Raw genomic sequence first — 15610 nt, 5'->3', positions numbered from 1 at the left:
TCCGCTTCCTGCGGAAGGCCCTCCCCCGGGCTCAGCGGTGACCACATGAGCGCCACAGCCATTGTGACACCCCCTTCCCATGCGGAGGAAGGGCGTGCGCGGTACGGCTTGACGACCGGGATGTTATCGCTCACAGTCGATGCGATGCGATCAGCGTCCGTGGCTCTCCGGGCGAGCCTCCGCTGGTCGGACTCCGACGGTCACGACGTGCTGCCGCCGGGTCCGCCGACCCATGACCAGAGGAATCGCCGATGAGATTCAGAACCGCACTGCTGGCTGCCGCGCTCACGACGACGCTCGCGACGATGGCGACAGTGGCAACTGTCGCCACCCCGGCGTCGGCCGCGACGCTCACCCAGGTGACCAACTTCGGCACCAACCCGACGAACCTGCAGATGCACCTGTACGTGCCGGACCGGGTAGCGGCCCAACCGGCCCTGCTCCTCGCGTTGCACTACTGCACCGGCAGCGGCCCGGCGGTACACACCGGCTTTGGCCTCAGCACCCTGGCCGACCGTTACGGCTTCATCGTGATCTACCCATCGGTGACCCGGAGCAGCAAGTGTTGGGACGTCTCCTCGCCGCAGGCCCTCCGACGCGACGGTGGCAGCGACCCGATCGGCCTCAAGTCCATGGTCGACCACGTCCGGAGCCGGTACCCCGTCGACTCCACAAGGATCGGCGTGGGCGGGTTCTCCTCCGGCGCGATGATGACCAACGTCATGCTCGGCCTCTACCCCGACCTGTTCCACGCGGGCTTCAGCTCCTCGGGTGTCCCGTTCGGCTGCTTCGCCACCACCAACGGCGCGGAGTGGAACAGCGAGTGTTCCGGCGGGCGGATCGTCCGGACCGGACAGCAGTGGGGTGACCTGGTCCGCAACGCGTACCCGGGCTACACCGGCAACCGACCCCGGGTCCAGATCTGGCACGGCACCACGGACACCACGCTGAGCTACGTCAACTTCGGCGAGCAGGTCAAGCAGTGGACCAACGTCCTGGGCGTGTCCCAGACACCCAGCTACACCGACACACCGCAGACCAGCGCCACTCGCACCCGCTACGGCGGCACCGGCGGCACGGCGCCCGTCGAAGCGATCAGCTTCCAGGGGTACGGCCACTCCATTCCGTTCGACGCCGCCCAGGCCATCCGGTTCCTGGGCTTCGACACCACGAGCCCCACCACCCCACCACCGAGCGGCACCGCAGCACCGCTGCGCAACGTCGGCGCCAACCGCTGCCTGGACGTGCCGTCCAGGTCACAGACGAACGGCACCCAACTGACGCTGTGGGACTGCAACGGCGGCACCAACCAGCAGTGGACACCGACCACCACGAAACAACTCCAGGTGTACGGGACCAAGTGCCTCGACGCCGAGGGGGCCGCGACCACACCGGGCACCCGCGTGATCATCTGGACCTGCGGCAGCGGCGCCAACCAGCAGTGGAACCTCAACACCGACGGCACGGTCACCGGCGTGCAGTCCGGCCTGTGCCTGTCACCGAACGCCGCCGGCACCGCGAACGGCACCACGATGGTCCTGGCGAACTGCACCGGCGGCAACAGCCAGAAGTGGACCCGAAACTGAGGCGGTGACCGATCGCGACAAGCGCCACCCGATTAGTCTCGCCGGCATGCGGGGACGTTTCGGTGTGGCGCGGTGGTACGGGGAGCACCGGCGGTTCGTCCGCCGTACTCTCTTCGCGTTGGTGGTGGGTGCGGTGCTGCTGGCCGGGGGTACGGTCGCCAGCGTGCGGTGGGTCCGCGACACCGCCGACGGCCATCTCTACAGCGAGGCCGACGTGCCCGCTGCGCCCGTCGCCCTGGTCCTGGGCACGAAGGTGGACGCCGACGGTACGCCGTCGGAGGTCCTCGCCGCCCGGTTGGAGATCGCGCGGCGGTTGTTCGACGCCGGGCGGGTGAGCGCGATCCTGGTGTCCGGCGACAACATGAACGCGGACTACAACGAGCCCGAGGCGATGCAGGGCTGGTTGGTCGACCGGGGTGTGCCGGCGCGGAAGGTGGTGCTCGACTACGCCGGTTTCGACACGTACGACTCCTGCGCCAGGGCCCGGCAGATCTTCGGGGTGCGACGCGCGACGGTCGTTACCCAGTCGTTTCACCTGCCCCGGGCCGTGGCACTGTGTCGACGGCTCGGCATCGACGCCCAGGGGGTGGGCGACGACAGCGCGAAACAGTACTCCCTGACCTGGCGGTTCGGCTCCATGCGCGAGAACGGCGCCTGCCTGAAGGCCGCGCTGGACGTGCTGTCCGGCCGGGAGCCCGCGCACCTCGGTCGCCGCGAGAGTGGCGTCGAGGACGCGCTCCGCGACGCCTGACGGCGAGGGCCGCGCGAACGTGACGAGCCGCGCGGCGCGGTCAGCGGGGTGGCGCGGCGCTGTCGCGGACGATCAGCTCGGTGGCGAGCTCGACCCGAGGGCTTTCGGTCTTCTCGCCGCCGGCGAGGCGCAGGACGGTCCGTGCGGCCAGCATGCCCATCTCGGCCAGGGGTTGACGGACGGTGGTCAGCGGCGGGGAGCACCACCGGACCTCCGGCAGGTCGTCGAACCCGACCACGCTGACGTCGTCGGGCACCCGTAGGCCGCGTTTGCGGACCGCCTCGTAGACGCCCAGTGCCATCTGGTCACTGGACGCGAAGATGGCGGTGGGTGGGTCGGGCAGGGCCAGCAACTGAGTACCCGCGCTGAAACCGGACTCGTGGTAAAAGTTGCCCGGTCGGATGAGGGCGTCGTCGATGGGGATGTCGGCGGCGCCGAGGGCGGCCCGGTAGCCGTCCATCCGGGCTCGGCTGCACATCAGGTGCGGCGGGCCAGCGATGAAGCCGATCCGGCGGTGCCCCAGGCTGATCAGGTACTGGTTGGCGCTCAGGCTGCCCGCCCAGTTGGTGGCGCCGATGGTGGGTGATTCCTGCGGGTCCACTCCGGCGGGGTCGATGATGACGACCGGCAGGTGGAGCCGGCGCAGCTCGGCCTGCAACGGCGGGTTCACCATCGACGTCACGAAGATGACGCCCTCGGTGGAGCGCGTACGCATGTTGTCCAGCCACTGCTTGGCAGAGGAGATGCGCCAGTGGATGGCCGAGACGACAGTGCCGACGCCGCTGGTCTGGCCGACGTCCTCCACCCCGCGGATGATCTCCACGGCCCACGGGCTGTCCAGGTCGTTGAAGACCAGGTCGATGAGGGCCGCGTCGGTACGCCGGGCCGGTGACCGGCGGCGGTAGCCGTGCCGGTTGAGCAGGGCCTCGACGCGCTCCCGGGTGTCGGGAGCGACGTCGGAGCGGCCGTTGATGACTCGGGAGACCGTGGGTACGGAGACACCCGCCAACCGCGCGATCATGGCGATGGTGACGTTTCGGCCGTTCTCCGCGCCCACGGTCCCCCCTCGTCGTACCGGAAGCTTCAGGTCTGCTCGCGGTGCTGCGATGTCATCCCTTGACGCTGCCGGTCAGGCCGCCGATGAGTTGACGTTCGGCGACTGCGTAGAAGCCCAGGGCTGGCAGCATGGACAGCACGACGTAGGCGAGCACCCGTGCGGTGTCGTCGGCGTACTGGCCCTGGAACGCCTGGACCCCGACCGGGAGGGTCCACCAGCTCTGATCGCTGAAGACGACCAGCGGGAGCATGAAGTTGTTCCAGCTGGTGACGATCGCCAGCACCGAGACGGTGGCCAGGGCGGGGCGCGCCATCGGCAGCAGGACCTTCCAGAAGAACCCGAAGGGGCCGCAGCCGTCGAGGACGGCGGCCTCCTCGACCTCGGCCGGGATGGTCCGGAAGAACTGGCGCAGGATGATGATGGTGATCGGCAGCCCGAAGGCGGCCTGGGGCAGGATGACGCCGAGAGGGTTGTCCAGCAGGCCGACGCTGCGCAGCAGCACGAACAGCGGCAGGATCGCCACCGCGAACGGGAACATCAGGCCGATCGCGAACAACGTCACCAGGAACTCGCGGCCCCGGAAGGCGTAGCGAGCAAAGACGAACGCGGCCATCGCCGCCGCGCCGACGACGATGAAGGTGCTGGTCACGGCGATGAGCAGGCTGTTGCCGAGCTGCCGCCAGAACACCCCGTTGCCCAGGATCTCGAAGTAGTTCGGCACCCACGGGTCGGGCCAGCCCAGCGGGTTGGTGGACAACTGGCCGTTGTCCTTGAAGCCGCCGAGCACGCCGAAGTACACCGGCACGACGATGAGCACGCCGACGGCGATGCAGACGAGGTGCAGCACGACGCTGCGGGTCCGCTGGGCGCGACTCGCCGTGGCGGTCATCGCTGGCCTCCCTGGGTGGTGATCGCGCCCGCCGTGTCACGACGCAGGACGATGCGTTGGTAGAACAGGGCGAAGATGAGGCTCAGCAGGAACATCACGATGCTGATGGCGCTCGCGTAGCCGACCTCGAAGCGACGGAAGCCGAACTGGTACATCGTGACGGCCAGCGTCTCCGAGGAGTGGATCGGCCCACCACCGGTGAGCACCCACACCATGTCGAACAGCTGGATGGTGCCGATGACCGACAGGAAGATGCTGATGCGGATCGTCGGGCCGAGCAGGGGCAGGGTGACGTGTCGGAACGCCTGCCAGCCGGTGGCGCCGTCGGTGACCGCCGCCTCGTGCAGTTCCTTCGGGATGCCCTGCCGGGCCGCCAGGAAGAGCATCATGTAGAGGCCGAAGTACTTCCAGGACACCACCAGGAATACGGCGTACAGCACGGTGTCCGGGTCGGCGAAGACGGTGCCCGCGTCGGCGCCCAGCCACCGGGCGACCCCCTCGCCCAGCCCTCGGTTCGGTGAGAACACCAGGGTGAACAGGACGGCCGTGGTGACCTCGGAGAGCACGTACGGGGCGAAGAAGATCAGCCGATAGACGGCCCGCCCGCGAAGTGGCTGATTGAGGAGCATGGCCAGGGCCAGCGCAACAGGCAGCTGCACGACCAGGGACAGCACCACCAGAATCAGGCCACGCCACAGGTCGCCGCGGAACGTCGGGTCACCGAAGGCACGGGTGTAGTTGTCCAACCCGATGAAGTTCTCCGGCAGGCCGAAGCCGTTCCACTTGAAGAAGCTGGCGTAGGCGGCCACCACGATGGGGGCGAGGACCAGCAGTACGAACAGCGCCAGGGCAGGCGCCAGGAACACGGCGAGGACGCCACCCCGGCCCGGCCGGGGCTGGCGGCCACGCTTGCGCGCGGTGCCCGGCCCCGGTGCCGGCGGATCGGTCGCCGTGTCGCCGCGCCTCAGGTCGGACACGGTCGATGGCCTGGTCATTCCTGCTCCACTCGGGTTCTACGGCCGGCTACGGACGGGTGACGGGTCACGATCAGGCGGTCTTTGCCACCTGCGTGATGTCCTTGACGATCGCCGCCGGGGACTTCTTGCCGGCGATGATCTCCGCGACGCTGTCGTTGATCTGCTGCCCGAGCGCGGGCGCGTACGCCTGGTCGAGGTAGAGCTGGAAGCCGGTGTTCTTGGACAGGGCCTCCGCGACGGCCTTGTTGTTGGGGTCGCTGATGGCGGAGGTGGCGTCCTTCACCGTGGGCAGCACGGCGTTGGTCTGCGCGGAGCGCTTCTGGTTCTCGACGCTGAGCAGGAACTTCAGGAAGTCGATGGTGGCGGCAGGCGCGTCCTTGCCGACGGCGAAGCCGTTGCCACCGCCGAAGACCTCGGTCGCCGCGCCCTTGCCGCCGTCTACGGAGGGGAACGGGAAGAAGCCGAGCTTGTCGCCGAGGCCCTTCTTGCTGGTGGAGCTGGAGGCCTGCACCGCCGGCGCCCACTGCCCCATCAGCTCCATGCCGGCGTTGCCGTTGCCCATGGTGGCTGCCTGACCGTCGGGCGAACCGAACTCCGCGCCGAGGAAGCCCTTCTGGAACGGCTGCAGGTCGACGAGTTCCTTGAGCCGCTCACCGGCGGCGACGAGGTCGGGGGTGTCGAAGTTCTTGCTGTCGACAGCCTTCTGCAGCGCGTCGACACCACCGATGCGCATCGCGAGGTAGGACCAGTAGAAGTGGGCCGGCCACTTGTCCTTGCCGGCCAGGGCGACCGGGGTGATGCCGGCGGCCTTGAGCTTGCGGACCGCGTCGAGCACCCCGGTCCAGGTGGTGGGGGTCTCGGTGATGCCGGCGCGGGTGAAGAGCTCCTTGTTGTACCAGAACCCGACCATGCCGATGTCGAACGGAATGCCGTAGATCTTGCCGTCGATCGTGTACGGCTGCATGGCGGCGGGCAGGATGCCGGCGACCAGGTCCTTCACGTCGTCGGTGAGGTCCTTGACCAGGCCCGCGTCCACCTGCTGCTTCAGCACGCCGCCACCCCAGGACTGGAACAGGTCCGGCGGGTCGCCCGCCTGGGTGGCGGTGGTGAGCTTGGCCTTGAACGCCTCGTTCTCCAGGGGCTGGATGGTGAACGTGACGTTGCTGTGCGCGGCCTTGTACTCGTTGGCCATCGCCGCCCAGACCGGAAGCATCGGCTCGGTGTTCTGGATGTGCCACCAGTTGATGGTCTGCGGGGCGTTCGGGTCGCCGGACTTGTCGTCACCGCTACAGGCGCTCAGCAGGTACGCGCCAGCGCCGGCACCGGCGAGGCCGAGCAGCGTTCGGCGGGAAAGGTGCGGGGTCATGATCCATCCCTTCGGGAACTCACGGGGTGCTCGGTTGCCGGCACGGCCGGCGTGGTGGGAACCTATGGATCTCCGGAACTTTCAAAAAGCTTCGCCGGTATTACCGGTCGATGGCGGGCACGCTACGAGCTGTTTCCGCAACGGTCAAGCCCTCTGTCCTATTGCGAAAAGACCGGCTAGCGTAGGCAGGACTTCCAGCGATCCGGGACCGCAAGTTTCCGGAAGTTCCAGACAGCCCGTCCAGAGGAGCCCCTACGTGTCGACCGACATCGCTAACGTGGCGACCGCTACCCGGTCGATCCGCAACCCCGTCCTCGCCGGGTTCCACCCGGATCCGTCGATCCTGCGGGTCGACGACGACTACTACCTGGCTACCTCGACCTTCGAGTGGTATCCGGGCGTGCGTGTGCACCATTCGCGTGATCTCGTGAACTGGCGCACCCTGAGCGGGGTCATCACCGACCGCCGCCTGCTCGACCTGCGTGGCTGCGGTGACTCCAACGGCGTGTGGGCACCCGACCTGACGTACCACGACGGTCTGTTCTACCTCGTCTACAGCGACGTGGCCAGCTTCGCCAGCGGCTACTGGGATCCGCAGAACTTCCTGGTCACCGCCGAGGACATCGCCGGTCCCTGGTCGGACCCGGTGAAGCTGCACGGGCGCGGCTTCGACGCGGCGCTGTTCCACGACGAGGACGGCACCACGTGGCTGCTGAGCATGAGCGCGGACTGGCGACCCGGCCGGGACCGCTTCGGCGGCATCGAGATCCAGCAGTACGACCGGGCCGAGCGTCGGCTGGTCGGCAGTCCGCGCATGCTGTTCACCGGCACCTCGGTCGGTGTCACGGAGGGCCCGCACATCTACCGCCACGACGGCTGGTACTGGCTGATCACCGCCGAGGGCGGCACCAGCTGGGAGCACCAGGTCACCATGGCGCGGTCCCGGGACCTGTTCGGGCCGTACGAGGTCGATCCGGACGGGCCGCTGCTCACCTCCGTGGGCCGCCCCGACCTGCGGTTGCAGAAGGCGGGTCACGGCAGCCTGGTTCGTACCCAGACCGACGAGTGGTACCTGGCCCACCTGGTGGGGCGCCCCTACTCCCCGCTGGGCAGTTGTGTGCTCGGCCGGGAGACCGCGATCCAACGGGTCGAGTGGCCGTCGGGTGAGTGGCCGAAGATCGCCGGAGGGGTTCCGGCGGACGAGGTCGTCGCACCCGACCTGCCCGCGCACCCGTGGCCGGCGGAGCCCGAGACCGATCACTTTGACGCCCCCGAGCTGGGCCTGTGCTGGTCGACGCTGCGCCGACCGGCCACCACCGACTGGGTCGACCTGCACGCCCGCCCGTCGTACGTGCGGATCCACGGCGGGCAGTCGCCGGTCGGACGGCAGGCCCCGAGCCTGGTCGCGCGACGTGTCGGGGCGATGCACTGCTCGCTGGAGACCGTTGTCGAGTTCGACCCGGCCGACCACCGGCAGCTCGCCGGGGTCACCGCGTACTACAACACCCTGAACTGGCACCACCTCTACCTGACCCGCGACGACGACGGGCGGACGGTGCTGGAGTTGCTCAGCTCCGACAACGGGAGGCGCACCCCGTACCCGGATCTGACCGTTGACGTCAGCGGCGTCACCCGGGTCGGTCTGCGGGCCGTGTTCGACGGGCCGGTGGTGCGTTTCGACTACGACCTCGGCGCCGGTTGGCAGCCAGCCGGCGTCGACCTGGACGCGACCATCCTGTCCGACGAGCACGCCGCGCTGATCATCGACGGTGAGCCGGCGGCGTGGGGCTTCACCGGGGCGTTCCTCGGCCTGTGGGTGCAGGATCTCGGCGGCGACGGCGCGTACGCCGACTTCGACCTGGCCACCTACCGGGAGCAGTGAGCACGCGGACGGCACCCGGCGGGTGCCGTCCGCGTTCCAGCCGTTCTACTCGACCTGGGCGGCGACGGCGCGGAGCTGGCCGAGGGTGGTGCGGAAGCCGTGGCCCGAGGCGGCCGGGTCCTCGGTGACCAGGCCGCTGACGGCCATGGCCTGCGAGCGGGACGCCGCGACCGCGTCGTCGCCGGCCCCGGTCACGTCGAACACGCCGAAGTCTCCGCTGAGCGTGCGGAACGTCGAGGCGGCCGGGTCCTTGGCGAGGTAGAGCACCGCGACCTGGCCCGGTTCGAGCGTGGACATGTGGGCCATGTCCGGCACGCCTGCGGGCAGGCTGGCGAGCGTGATGCGCGCCCCGGCGTTCACGGACGCCCCGTTCGCCGCGCGCAGCACCTCATCGACCCGGAAGCCGGCCGGCTCGACCTCACCGCGTACCACCAGGTCCGCGGTCTCGCTGAGTTGCCGCACCGTGCCGTACCCGCGCAGCTTGCCCTTGGCCGGCGGCGGTGCCGCGTCGGTCGGCGCGACAGCGGTCGGCGCGGCGGCGCTGCTCGTGGCGGCGCTGCTCGTGGCGGCCGCGCCGACCGGGTCGGCGCCGCCGGAGCCGCCGCAGGCGGACAGCGCCGCCAGGGCGAGCACGGCGGTAGCCGTGGCCCACAGAGGCCGGGTACGGCGGGGGTCGACTGCCATGGAGCACTCCTTGCGTCTGGGTGCCGTCCCAGGTCTGCTCGCCCGGGCCGCGGCACTGCTGACGACATCTAACTGTGCGGTCCGGGCATCGAGCTCTCGGGTGGCCGTCAACGAGGTGAACATGCCTCGTCACGGACGGCTGACGCCGATTGACGGCTCACCGACGTACTGATATCTGTTAATACAGTTTCCTGATGCTCGCGGTGCCCGCCGGGGTCGAATCGCCGCGCCGGGCACCGACCGGCTGGCGGCCTGCCGCCCCTTCCCCGAGGAACACCATGGTTCACAAGAGAACAGCCGCCTACGTCGCGGGCACCCTGCTGATCGGCGTCGCCGCCGTCGGCTACGGCCTGCCGTCGGCGAGCGCCGCCACCGCCGGCCCGATCACCGGTCTCGCTGGCAAGTGCGTCGACGTAGCCGGCGCCAACTCGGCCAACGGCACCGCCGTCCAGCTCTACGACTGCAACGGCAGCGCAGCCCAGACGTGGACCGTCGGCAACACCGACACCTCGATCCGGGCGCTCGGCAAGTGCCTCGACGTCACCGCCGCGTCGACCGCCAACGGTGCCAAGATCCAGCTGTACGACTGCAACGGCACCGGCGCGCAGAAGTGGACCGCCAGCAACGGCGCTCTCGTCAACTCCGCCTCCGGCAAGTGCCTCGACGTCACTGACCGCAGCACCGCCAACGGCGCCCGGTTGCAGATCTGGACCTGCGGTGGCACCTCGAACCAGCAGTGGACCCTGCCCGGCGGCGGTAGCACCCCTCCGCCCACCACCCCGGCCGGGACCAACCTCGACGACCCGGCGAAGAAGGACGTCGCCATGCAGCTCGTCTCGGCTGCGGAGAACTCCTCCCTCGACTGGCGTGCCCAGTTCTCCTACATCGAGGACATCGGCGACGGACGCGGCTACACCGCCGGCATCATCGGCTTCTGCTCCGGCACCGGCGACATGCTCGAACTGGTGCAGGCGTACACGAACACGAAGCCCGGCAACGTACTGTCCGGCTACCTGCCGGCGCTGCGCGCCGTCAACGGCACCCCCTCGCACTCGGGCCTCGACCCGAACTTCCCCCGCGACTGGCGCACGGCGGCCAACGACTCGGTCTTCCGGGCCGCCCAGGAGGCCGAGCGGGACCGCGTCTACTTCAACCCGTCGGTACGCGACGGCAAGAACGACCAGGTCCGGGCACTCGGCCAGTTCGCCTACTACGACGCGGCAGTCATGCACGGGTACGAGGGCATGCGGCAGATCCGCAACCGCGCCCTCGCCCGGGCGAAGCCCCCGGCGCAGGGCGGTGACGAGCGAACCTGGCTCAACGCGTTCCTCGACGAGCGGGTCATCGAGATGAAGAAGGAAGAAGCCCACTCCGACACGTCCCGGGTCGACACCGCCCAGCGGGTGTTCCTCAACAACGGCAACTTCAACCTGAACACGCCGTTGGCGTTCGCCGTCTACGGCGACCAGTTCCGCATCGGCTAAGGCCTGTGTCGAAGTCCTCGGTCGAGCCGAGGCGGAGTCCGGGCGGCGGTCCGGCAAGGCGGATGTTCGTTCGGATACCGGTGTTGTATCCGGGCGAATATCCAACGCGGCCGGTCGTCGTCCGGGCCCGCCGCAGGCCGGCCAGGGGCTTCGACACAGGCCCTGGGACTCACACGCTCAGGGCGCCGGCAAACCGGCGCCCTGAGCCATGTCCGGGGTTGGTCCGGTCGCGGGCCTGGCGGGCTGGCGCGGGCCAGCCAGCCCGCCCGGGCCGGGCGCAGCCTTGCCTTGACGCTGACGGCAAGGTTTAGCCTGGTCGCGACAGGCTGGTCGAGGAGGTCTGATGCTGATCGGCGAGCTGGCGGAACGGGCCGGCACGAGCACCCGGACGCTGCGCTACTACGAAGCCCACGGCTTGGTACACCCGCAGCGCTCGGCGAACGGCTACCGCGTCTACGACGAGGCGGAGCTGCGGGTCGTCCGGGAGATCCGGGCGCTGCTCGACGTCGGCTTCGGCCTCGACGACGTCCGTCCGTTCGTCGCCTGCCTGCGGGCGGGCAACGCGTCCGGCGACGTCTGTCCCGATTCCGTGCTGGTGCTGCGACGCAAGCTCGCCGAGGTCGACGACTACCTCGATCGACTCGGAGCGGTCCGTCAGCAGTTGCACACCCAGCTCACCCACGCCATCGCGCACCGGGAGGAAACATGCCCCAGGAAACGAGCGTCAGCTCCCTGATCACCGTCACCGACGACACGTTCGCCGAGCTGGTGCTGACCAGCGACCGGCCCGTCGTGGTCGACTTCTGGGCGGAGTGGTGCCCGCCGTGCAAGATGATCGAGAAGAGCCTCGTCGAGCTGGCACAGGAGTTCGGCGACCGGATGGTCATCGCCAAGCTCAACTCCGACGACAACCCACAGGCCACGCGACGCTACGCGGTCATGTCCCTGCCGACGCTGCTGGTGTTCCGTGGGGGCGAGGTCGTCGGCTCGGTCGTCGGATCCAGGCCGAAACTCCACCTGCGGCAGAGCCTGACCATGCACGCCGGCCTGTGACAGTCACCGCCGGCCGAATCCTCTCCGCATGGTCTGACAGCAATCGATCATGGTGACTGAATTTGTCGTACACCTGTTCTAGTATCCGGTCATGGTTGAGGAGTTGGCGCAGGCGGACGACGCGGTCGCTGCCTGCGTCGACACGGCCGCCTGGCCCCTCACCGAGCAGGAGCTGGTCGCCGCGCTCGACGCCGCGCACCGTCTTCAGCAACGCCTCGCCGCCGTCACCCTGACCCTGGTCCGCGAGATCGACGGCCGCGGCACCGCCCGCGCGCAGGGCGCCTCCACCACCACGATCTGGCTACGCGAACGACTGCGCATGACCGTTCCCGCCGCCCGCCGCCTGGTCGACCTCGCCACCGCCCTGGACACCGGCAACCCTCAGATCCGACAAGCGCTGGCCGACGGCACCATCAACCTGGACCAGGCCCGCGTCATCGCCGACACCGCCACCACCGTGCAGACCACCGCCGATACCGAAACCGCCGGCAAGGCCGTCGGCGTGCTCGTGGAATGGGCCGGGCAGTTCGACCCCACCCTGCTGCGTCGCATGGGCACCCGGATCCTCGACCACGTCGCCCCCGACCTCGCCGACGCCGCCGCAGCCGCGGCCCTCGCCGCCGAGGACGCCCGCGCCACCCGCGACCGACACCTCACGCTGTCCGCGCAAACCGACGGGCGGCTGCGACTCAGCGGCACCCTCGACGCCGAGGCCGCCGCGTTGGTGCGCGCCGCCATCGACCCGCTCAGCGCACCCGCCGGCCCCGACGACACCCGCTGCGCCGGCCAACGCCGCCACGACGCTCTGGCCGACGTCTGCCGACTCGCCCTACGCACCGGTGAGCTGCCCGACAGCGGCGGTGACCCCGCCCAGATCGTCGTCACCACCGGGTACGACGGGCTGACCCGGCAGCTAGGCAGCGGCGCACTGGACATCGGCCTGCAGCTCACCCCCGACACGGTGCGCCGACTGGCCTGCGACGCCACCATCCTGCCCGCCGTCCTCGGCGGCGCAGGCCAGGTCCTCGACGTCGGTCGACAACGTCGACTCGTCACCGGGCCGCTGCGTCGGGCTCTGGTGCTGCGCGACGGCGGTTGTGCGTTCCCGGGCTGCGACCGGCCGCCGCGCTGGTGCGCCGCCCACCACATCCACCACTGGGCCGACGGCGGCCCGACCAGCCTCGACAACGCCGTGCTGCTCTGCGGCCACCACCACCGGCACATCCACCACAGCGAGTGGACGGTGCGGCTCGGCGACGACGGCAATCCGGAGTTCGTGCCACCGGCCTGGCTCGACCCCGACCAAATTCCGCGCCGCAACCACTACCACCGACGAACGTAGAAGGGCCCACGAAGACTGGCAGCCTGCCGGTCGACGAGCCAGTCCGTCTAGGGCGTGTCCTGCCGATCTTGTAGTGGTTGATCGCTGACGATGTGCCGGTGGTGCGTCGTGGTGAGTTGACCGATGAGGCGTGGGCGGTAATCGCGCCGCTGTTGCCGGAACCGGGCGGTGCTCGGGGGTGGTGGCAGGATCCTCGGCAGGTGATCAACGGGATTATGTGGAAGCTGCGCACGGGTGCGCCGTGGCGTGACCTGCCGGATCGCTTTGGGCCGTGGAAGACCTGCCACGAACGGCTGCGTCGCTGGACGGCCGACGGCACGTGGGATCGGATCCTGGCCGCGGCGCAAGTCCACGACGACGGCACACCGGTGCAGTGGACGATCAGCATCGACTCGTCGATCGTGCGGGCGCACCAGCATGCCGCTGGCGCCCGCAAAAAGGGGCTCTGCGACAAGTGCGGCGACACCTGGTGCGCAAGATGGTGAGGCCATCGGCCGATCCCGTGAAGGGCTGAGCACGAAGATCCACCTCGTCGTCGACGGTCGTGGTCGGTCGATGTCGATCCTGCTCACCCCGGGCCAGGCCGGCGACAACCCCCAACTACTGGCGTTGCTCGACGCGATCCGGGTCAACGACCCCGGACCCGGCCGGCCCCGCAAGCGCCCCGAGGTGCTGATCGCCGACAAGGGCTATGCGCATGACTCGACGCGTCGAGCCCTGCGGCAGCGAGGGATCCGGCACGTCGTCCCCGAACGGTCGGACCAGGTCGCCCGCCGGGCCGCCAAGGGCAGCGCGGGCGGGCGACCACCGGCCTTCGACAAGGCGGTCTACCGCAGGCGCAACGTCGTGGAACGCTGCTTCAACCGGCTCAAGCAGTGGCGTGACCTGGCCACCCGATACGCCAAACGCGCATCCCTCTACCGCGCCAGCCTCGTCCTCATCGCCGCCATCATCTGGCTTCCATGATCGACAGAGAACCTAGTTGCTGCGTTTGCTGGCATCGAGGGCAGCCTGCTCCACTCGCTGGCGGTAGTCCAGCCACCATGACTCGTCGGCGGGGGGCAGATTGTCGTTCCTGGGCAGCAGTCCGGCCGCGCCGTCGATGAGTTCGCGCACGATGTCTGCGTGGCCGGCGTGCCGTTGTGTTTCCGCGATGACGTGGACCACGACGTGGTGCAACGTGACCGCTGCATCGCCCCACCACGGCACGCGGCCTACCTCATCCAGCGCAAGAGCTGCAATGGTGGTGTCGGCGTGGGCGATCGCGCGACGGTACAGTGCGACGACCTCCTCGCGGGTTTCATCCGCGGTCGCCCACATGTCGGCATTGGTTTCTGCTCCGTCGCCGACGTACGGCAGCTCCTGCTCGAACGGCCGGCCGAACACGACGCCGAAGTAGAGGATCTCCATGGCCGCCGAGTGCTTCACCAGACCGAGCAAGTTGGTCGCGGTCCGGGTTAACGGGCGGCGAATGTCGTATTCGCTGAGCCCGTCGAGCTTCCACAGCAGCGCGTCGCGGCCGCCCTTCAAGTAACTGTGCAGGTCTGCCTTCATCGCGGCACTATGGCATCCGGTTGGATGTCGCGCTGCCCCGGACGATTCGCAGAGCTCATGATCGGTAGGACAGCCCCTTGGATCGGCGCTTTCGCGGATCTGGGAGCCACGGTCAGCGGCTCAGATTCTGGCGGCCCTATTGCTTCAGGAAGTCAGTCACCGCTCGACGGAAGTCGTCCGGTTTCTCGACCCACGGCAGATGGCCGGCTCCGGCAAGGCTCACACGTCGGCTGTTGGCCAACGCGTGGTGCAACGAGTCGACGGCCCAGCGGGGACGAATGTCCTCGGTGCCACAGATGATCAGCACGGGCAGGTCCAGCGCCCGGCACCGCCCGGCCATGTCGGAGTTGCTGAGCTCCTGCCTGACCTCCGCGTTGAGTGCCTGGTTGCACTCGTGGTTGATGCCCAGCCATGGCGTGGCCATCCTCTCCGCGTGGTGTAGTGCGGTGCCCTGCTCGGCGAAGTCGACCGACCACTGGAGTACCGCCCGCTCACGTTCCTCCGCAGGTGTGCGGGCGTGGGCGCTGAGGGCCTCCCACCGGTCCAGCTGAGGCCCGAGCCGCAGCCTCAGGTTCCGCTTGTAGTGCGGGTGCCAGCCGTGATCGGGGTCGATCCCGGTCCCGGAGACGTAGATCAGATGGCTGACTCGCTCGGGGTGTTCGATGGCGTACCGCAACGCGAGGTGTGCACCCCACGAGTGACCCAACACAGCCGTTCGCGGTCCGGCCACCTGGTCTCGTACCGCGTCGAGGTCGGCCACGAAGCGGCCGAGGCGATACGGTCCGCGCCGCTGCGAGCGTCCGCACCCGCGCTGGTCCCAGCGGATGGTACGGGCGTGCCCGTCGAGCAGCCGGGCCAGCGGGCCGAGATAGTCCCAGAGGCCCGGACCGCCGTGACAGAGCACCAGCGGCGGCCCCGTGCCGGCCTGTTCGACCCACAGGCGGCACCCGTCGTCGCCGCGCACGTCCATGACCGACAGTATGGC

Annotated in this window: 15 protein-coding genes; 8 read left to right on the top strand and 7 right to left on the bottom strand. The window is 69.3% G+C overall.

Going from position 1 to position 15610, the window contains the following annotated elements; translation table 11 throughout:
- Positions 1–251: 251 nt before the first annotated feature.
- Complete coding sequence (locus FHU34_RS13915; RefSeq protein ID WP_145780474.1) at positions 252–1586, top strand: extracellular catalytic domain type 1 short-chain-length polyhydroxyalkanoate depolymerase; 1335 nt, start codon at positions 252–254, stop codon at positions 1584–1586.
- A 46-nt stretch (positions 1587–1632) separates the two neighbouring features.
- Positions 1633–2337: a SanA/YdcF family protein gene (locus tag FHU34_RS13910; RefSeq protein WP_145780473.1), complete on the top strand. Its 705-nt coding sequence runs from the start codon at positions 1633–1635 to the stop codon at positions 2335–2337.
- 40 nt (positions 2338–2377) lie between these two features.
- Here FHU34_RS13910 and FHU34_RS13905 read toward each other — a convergent pair whose 3' ends face one another.
- The 4 genes from FHU34_RS13905 to FHU34_RS13890 are packed head-to-tail and all read right to left on the bottom strand — an operon-like array spanning position 2378 to position 6626.
- Positions 2378–3394 carry a LacI family DNA-binding transcriptional regulator gene (locus tag FHU34_RS13905; RefSeq protein ID WP_145780472.1) on the bottom strand — a complete coding sequence of 339 codons (1017 nt, stop codon included), beginning with the start codon at positions 3392–3394 and terminating at the stop codon, positions 2378–2380.
- A 52-nt stretch (positions 3395–3446) separates the two neighbouring features.
- On the bottom strand, positions 3447–4283 hold the full coding sequence (locus tag FHU34_RS13900; protein WP_145780471.1) for a carbohydrate ABC transporter permease: 837 nt from the start codon (positions 4281–4283) through the stop codon (positions 3447–3449).
- A complete protein-coding gene (locus tag FHU34_RS13895; protein ID WP_145780469.1) occupies positions 4280–5278 on the bottom strand; it encodes a carbohydrate ABC transporter permease in 999 nt (332 codons plus the stop codon). Before FHU34_RS13895 ends, FHU34_RS13900 begins: the two co-directional genes overlap by 4 nt.
- Before the next feature lie 52 nt (positions 5279–5330).
- Positions 5331–6626, bottom strand: coding sequence for an extracellular solute-binding protein (locus tag FHU34_RS13890; RefSeq protein WP_145780468.1), 1296 nt, complete (start codon positions 6624–6626; stop codon positions 5331–5333).
- 256 nt (positions 6627–6882) lie between these two features.
- Between FHU34_RS13890 and FHU34_RS13885 the strand changes: the two genes are divergently transcribed.
- Positions 6883–8508 (top strand): glycoside hydrolase family 43 protein, encoded by a 1626-nt coding sequence (locus FHU34_RS13885; protein ID WP_145780467.1) that lies wholly within the window; start codon positions 6883–6885, stop codon positions 8506–8508.
- 45 nt (positions 8509–8553) lie between these two features.
- Here FHU34_RS13885 and FHU34_RS13880 read toward each other — a convergent pair whose 3' ends face one another.
- Positions 8554–9192: a hypothetical protein gene (locus tag FHU34_RS13880; RefSeq protein WP_145780465.1), complete on the bottom strand. Its 639-nt coding sequence runs from the start codon at positions 9190–9192 to the stop codon at positions 8554–8556.
- Positions 9193–9470: 278 nt separating this feature from the next.
- On the opposite strand from FHU34_RS13880, the gene FHU34_RS13875 reads away from it, so the two are divergent.
- From FHU34_RS13875 to FHU34_RS13855, 5 genes are all read left to right on the top strand, one after another.
- Positions 9471–10676 carry a chitosanase gene (locus FHU34_RS13875; RefSeq protein WP_145780464.1) on the top strand — a complete coding sequence of 402 codons (1206 nt, stop codon included), beginning with the start codon at positions 9471–9473 and terminating at the stop codon, positions 10674–10676.
- 343 nt (positions 10677–11019) lie between these two features.
- A complete protein-coding gene (locus tag FHU34_RS13870; protein ID WP_145780463.1) occupies positions 11020–11412 on the top strand; it encodes a MerR family transcriptional regulator in 393 nt (130 codons plus the stop codon).
- Positions 11382–11729, top strand: a complete 348-nt coding sequence (gene trxA / locus FHU34_RS13865) for a thioredoxin (protein ID WP_145780461.1) — start codon at positions 11382–11384, stop codon at positions 11727–11729. Before FHU34_RS13870 ends, trxA begins: the two co-directional genes overlap by 31 nt.
- Positions 11730–11820: 91 nt before the next feature.
- The gene (locus FHU34_RS13860) at positions 11821–13071 is read left to right on the top strand and encodes an HNH endonuclease signature motif containing protein (protein WP_145780459.1); all 1251 of its coding nucleotides are present in this window, start codon (positions 11821–11823) and stop codon (positions 13069–13071) included.
- Positions 13072–13172: 101 nt separating this feature from the next.
- Positions 13173–14037 (top strand): IS5 family transposase gene (locus tag FHU34_RS13855; protein ID WP_208745152.1). Its coding sequence is split into 2 segments (ribosomal slippage): positions 13173–13513 and positions 13512–14037, totalling 867 coding nucleotides; the frame shifts between segments, so codons are not numbered across the junction.
- 12 nt (positions 14038–14049) lie between these two features.
- On the opposite strand, the gene FHU34_RS13850 is transcribed toward FHU34_RS13855, so the two are convergent.
- Together FHU34_RS13850 and FHU34_RS13845 are read right to left on the bottom strand one after the other, a co-directional pair.
- Positions 14050–14625, bottom strand: a complete 576-nt coding sequence (locus FHU34_RS13850; RefSeq protein WP_145780458.1) for a DinB family protein — start codon at positions 14623–14625, stop codon at positions 14050–14052.
- A gap of 136 nt (positions 14626–14761) precedes the next feature.
- Positions 14762–15595 carry an alpha/beta fold hydrolase gene (locus FHU34_RS13845; protein WP_145780456.1) on the bottom strand — a complete coding sequence of 278 codons (834 nt, stop codon included), beginning with the start codon at positions 15593–15595 and terminating at the stop codon, positions 14762–14764.
- Positions 15596–15610 lie beyond the last annotated feature (15 nt).

Source organism: Micromonospora taraxaci (genome assembly GCF_007830095.1).
GTDB lineage: Bacteria > Actinomycetota > Actinomycetes > Mycobacteriales > Micromonosporaceae > Micromonospora > Micromonospora taraxaci.
Note: the sequence above shows the minus strand (reverse complement) of the source record. Positions and strands in the feature narration are given on the sequence as shown.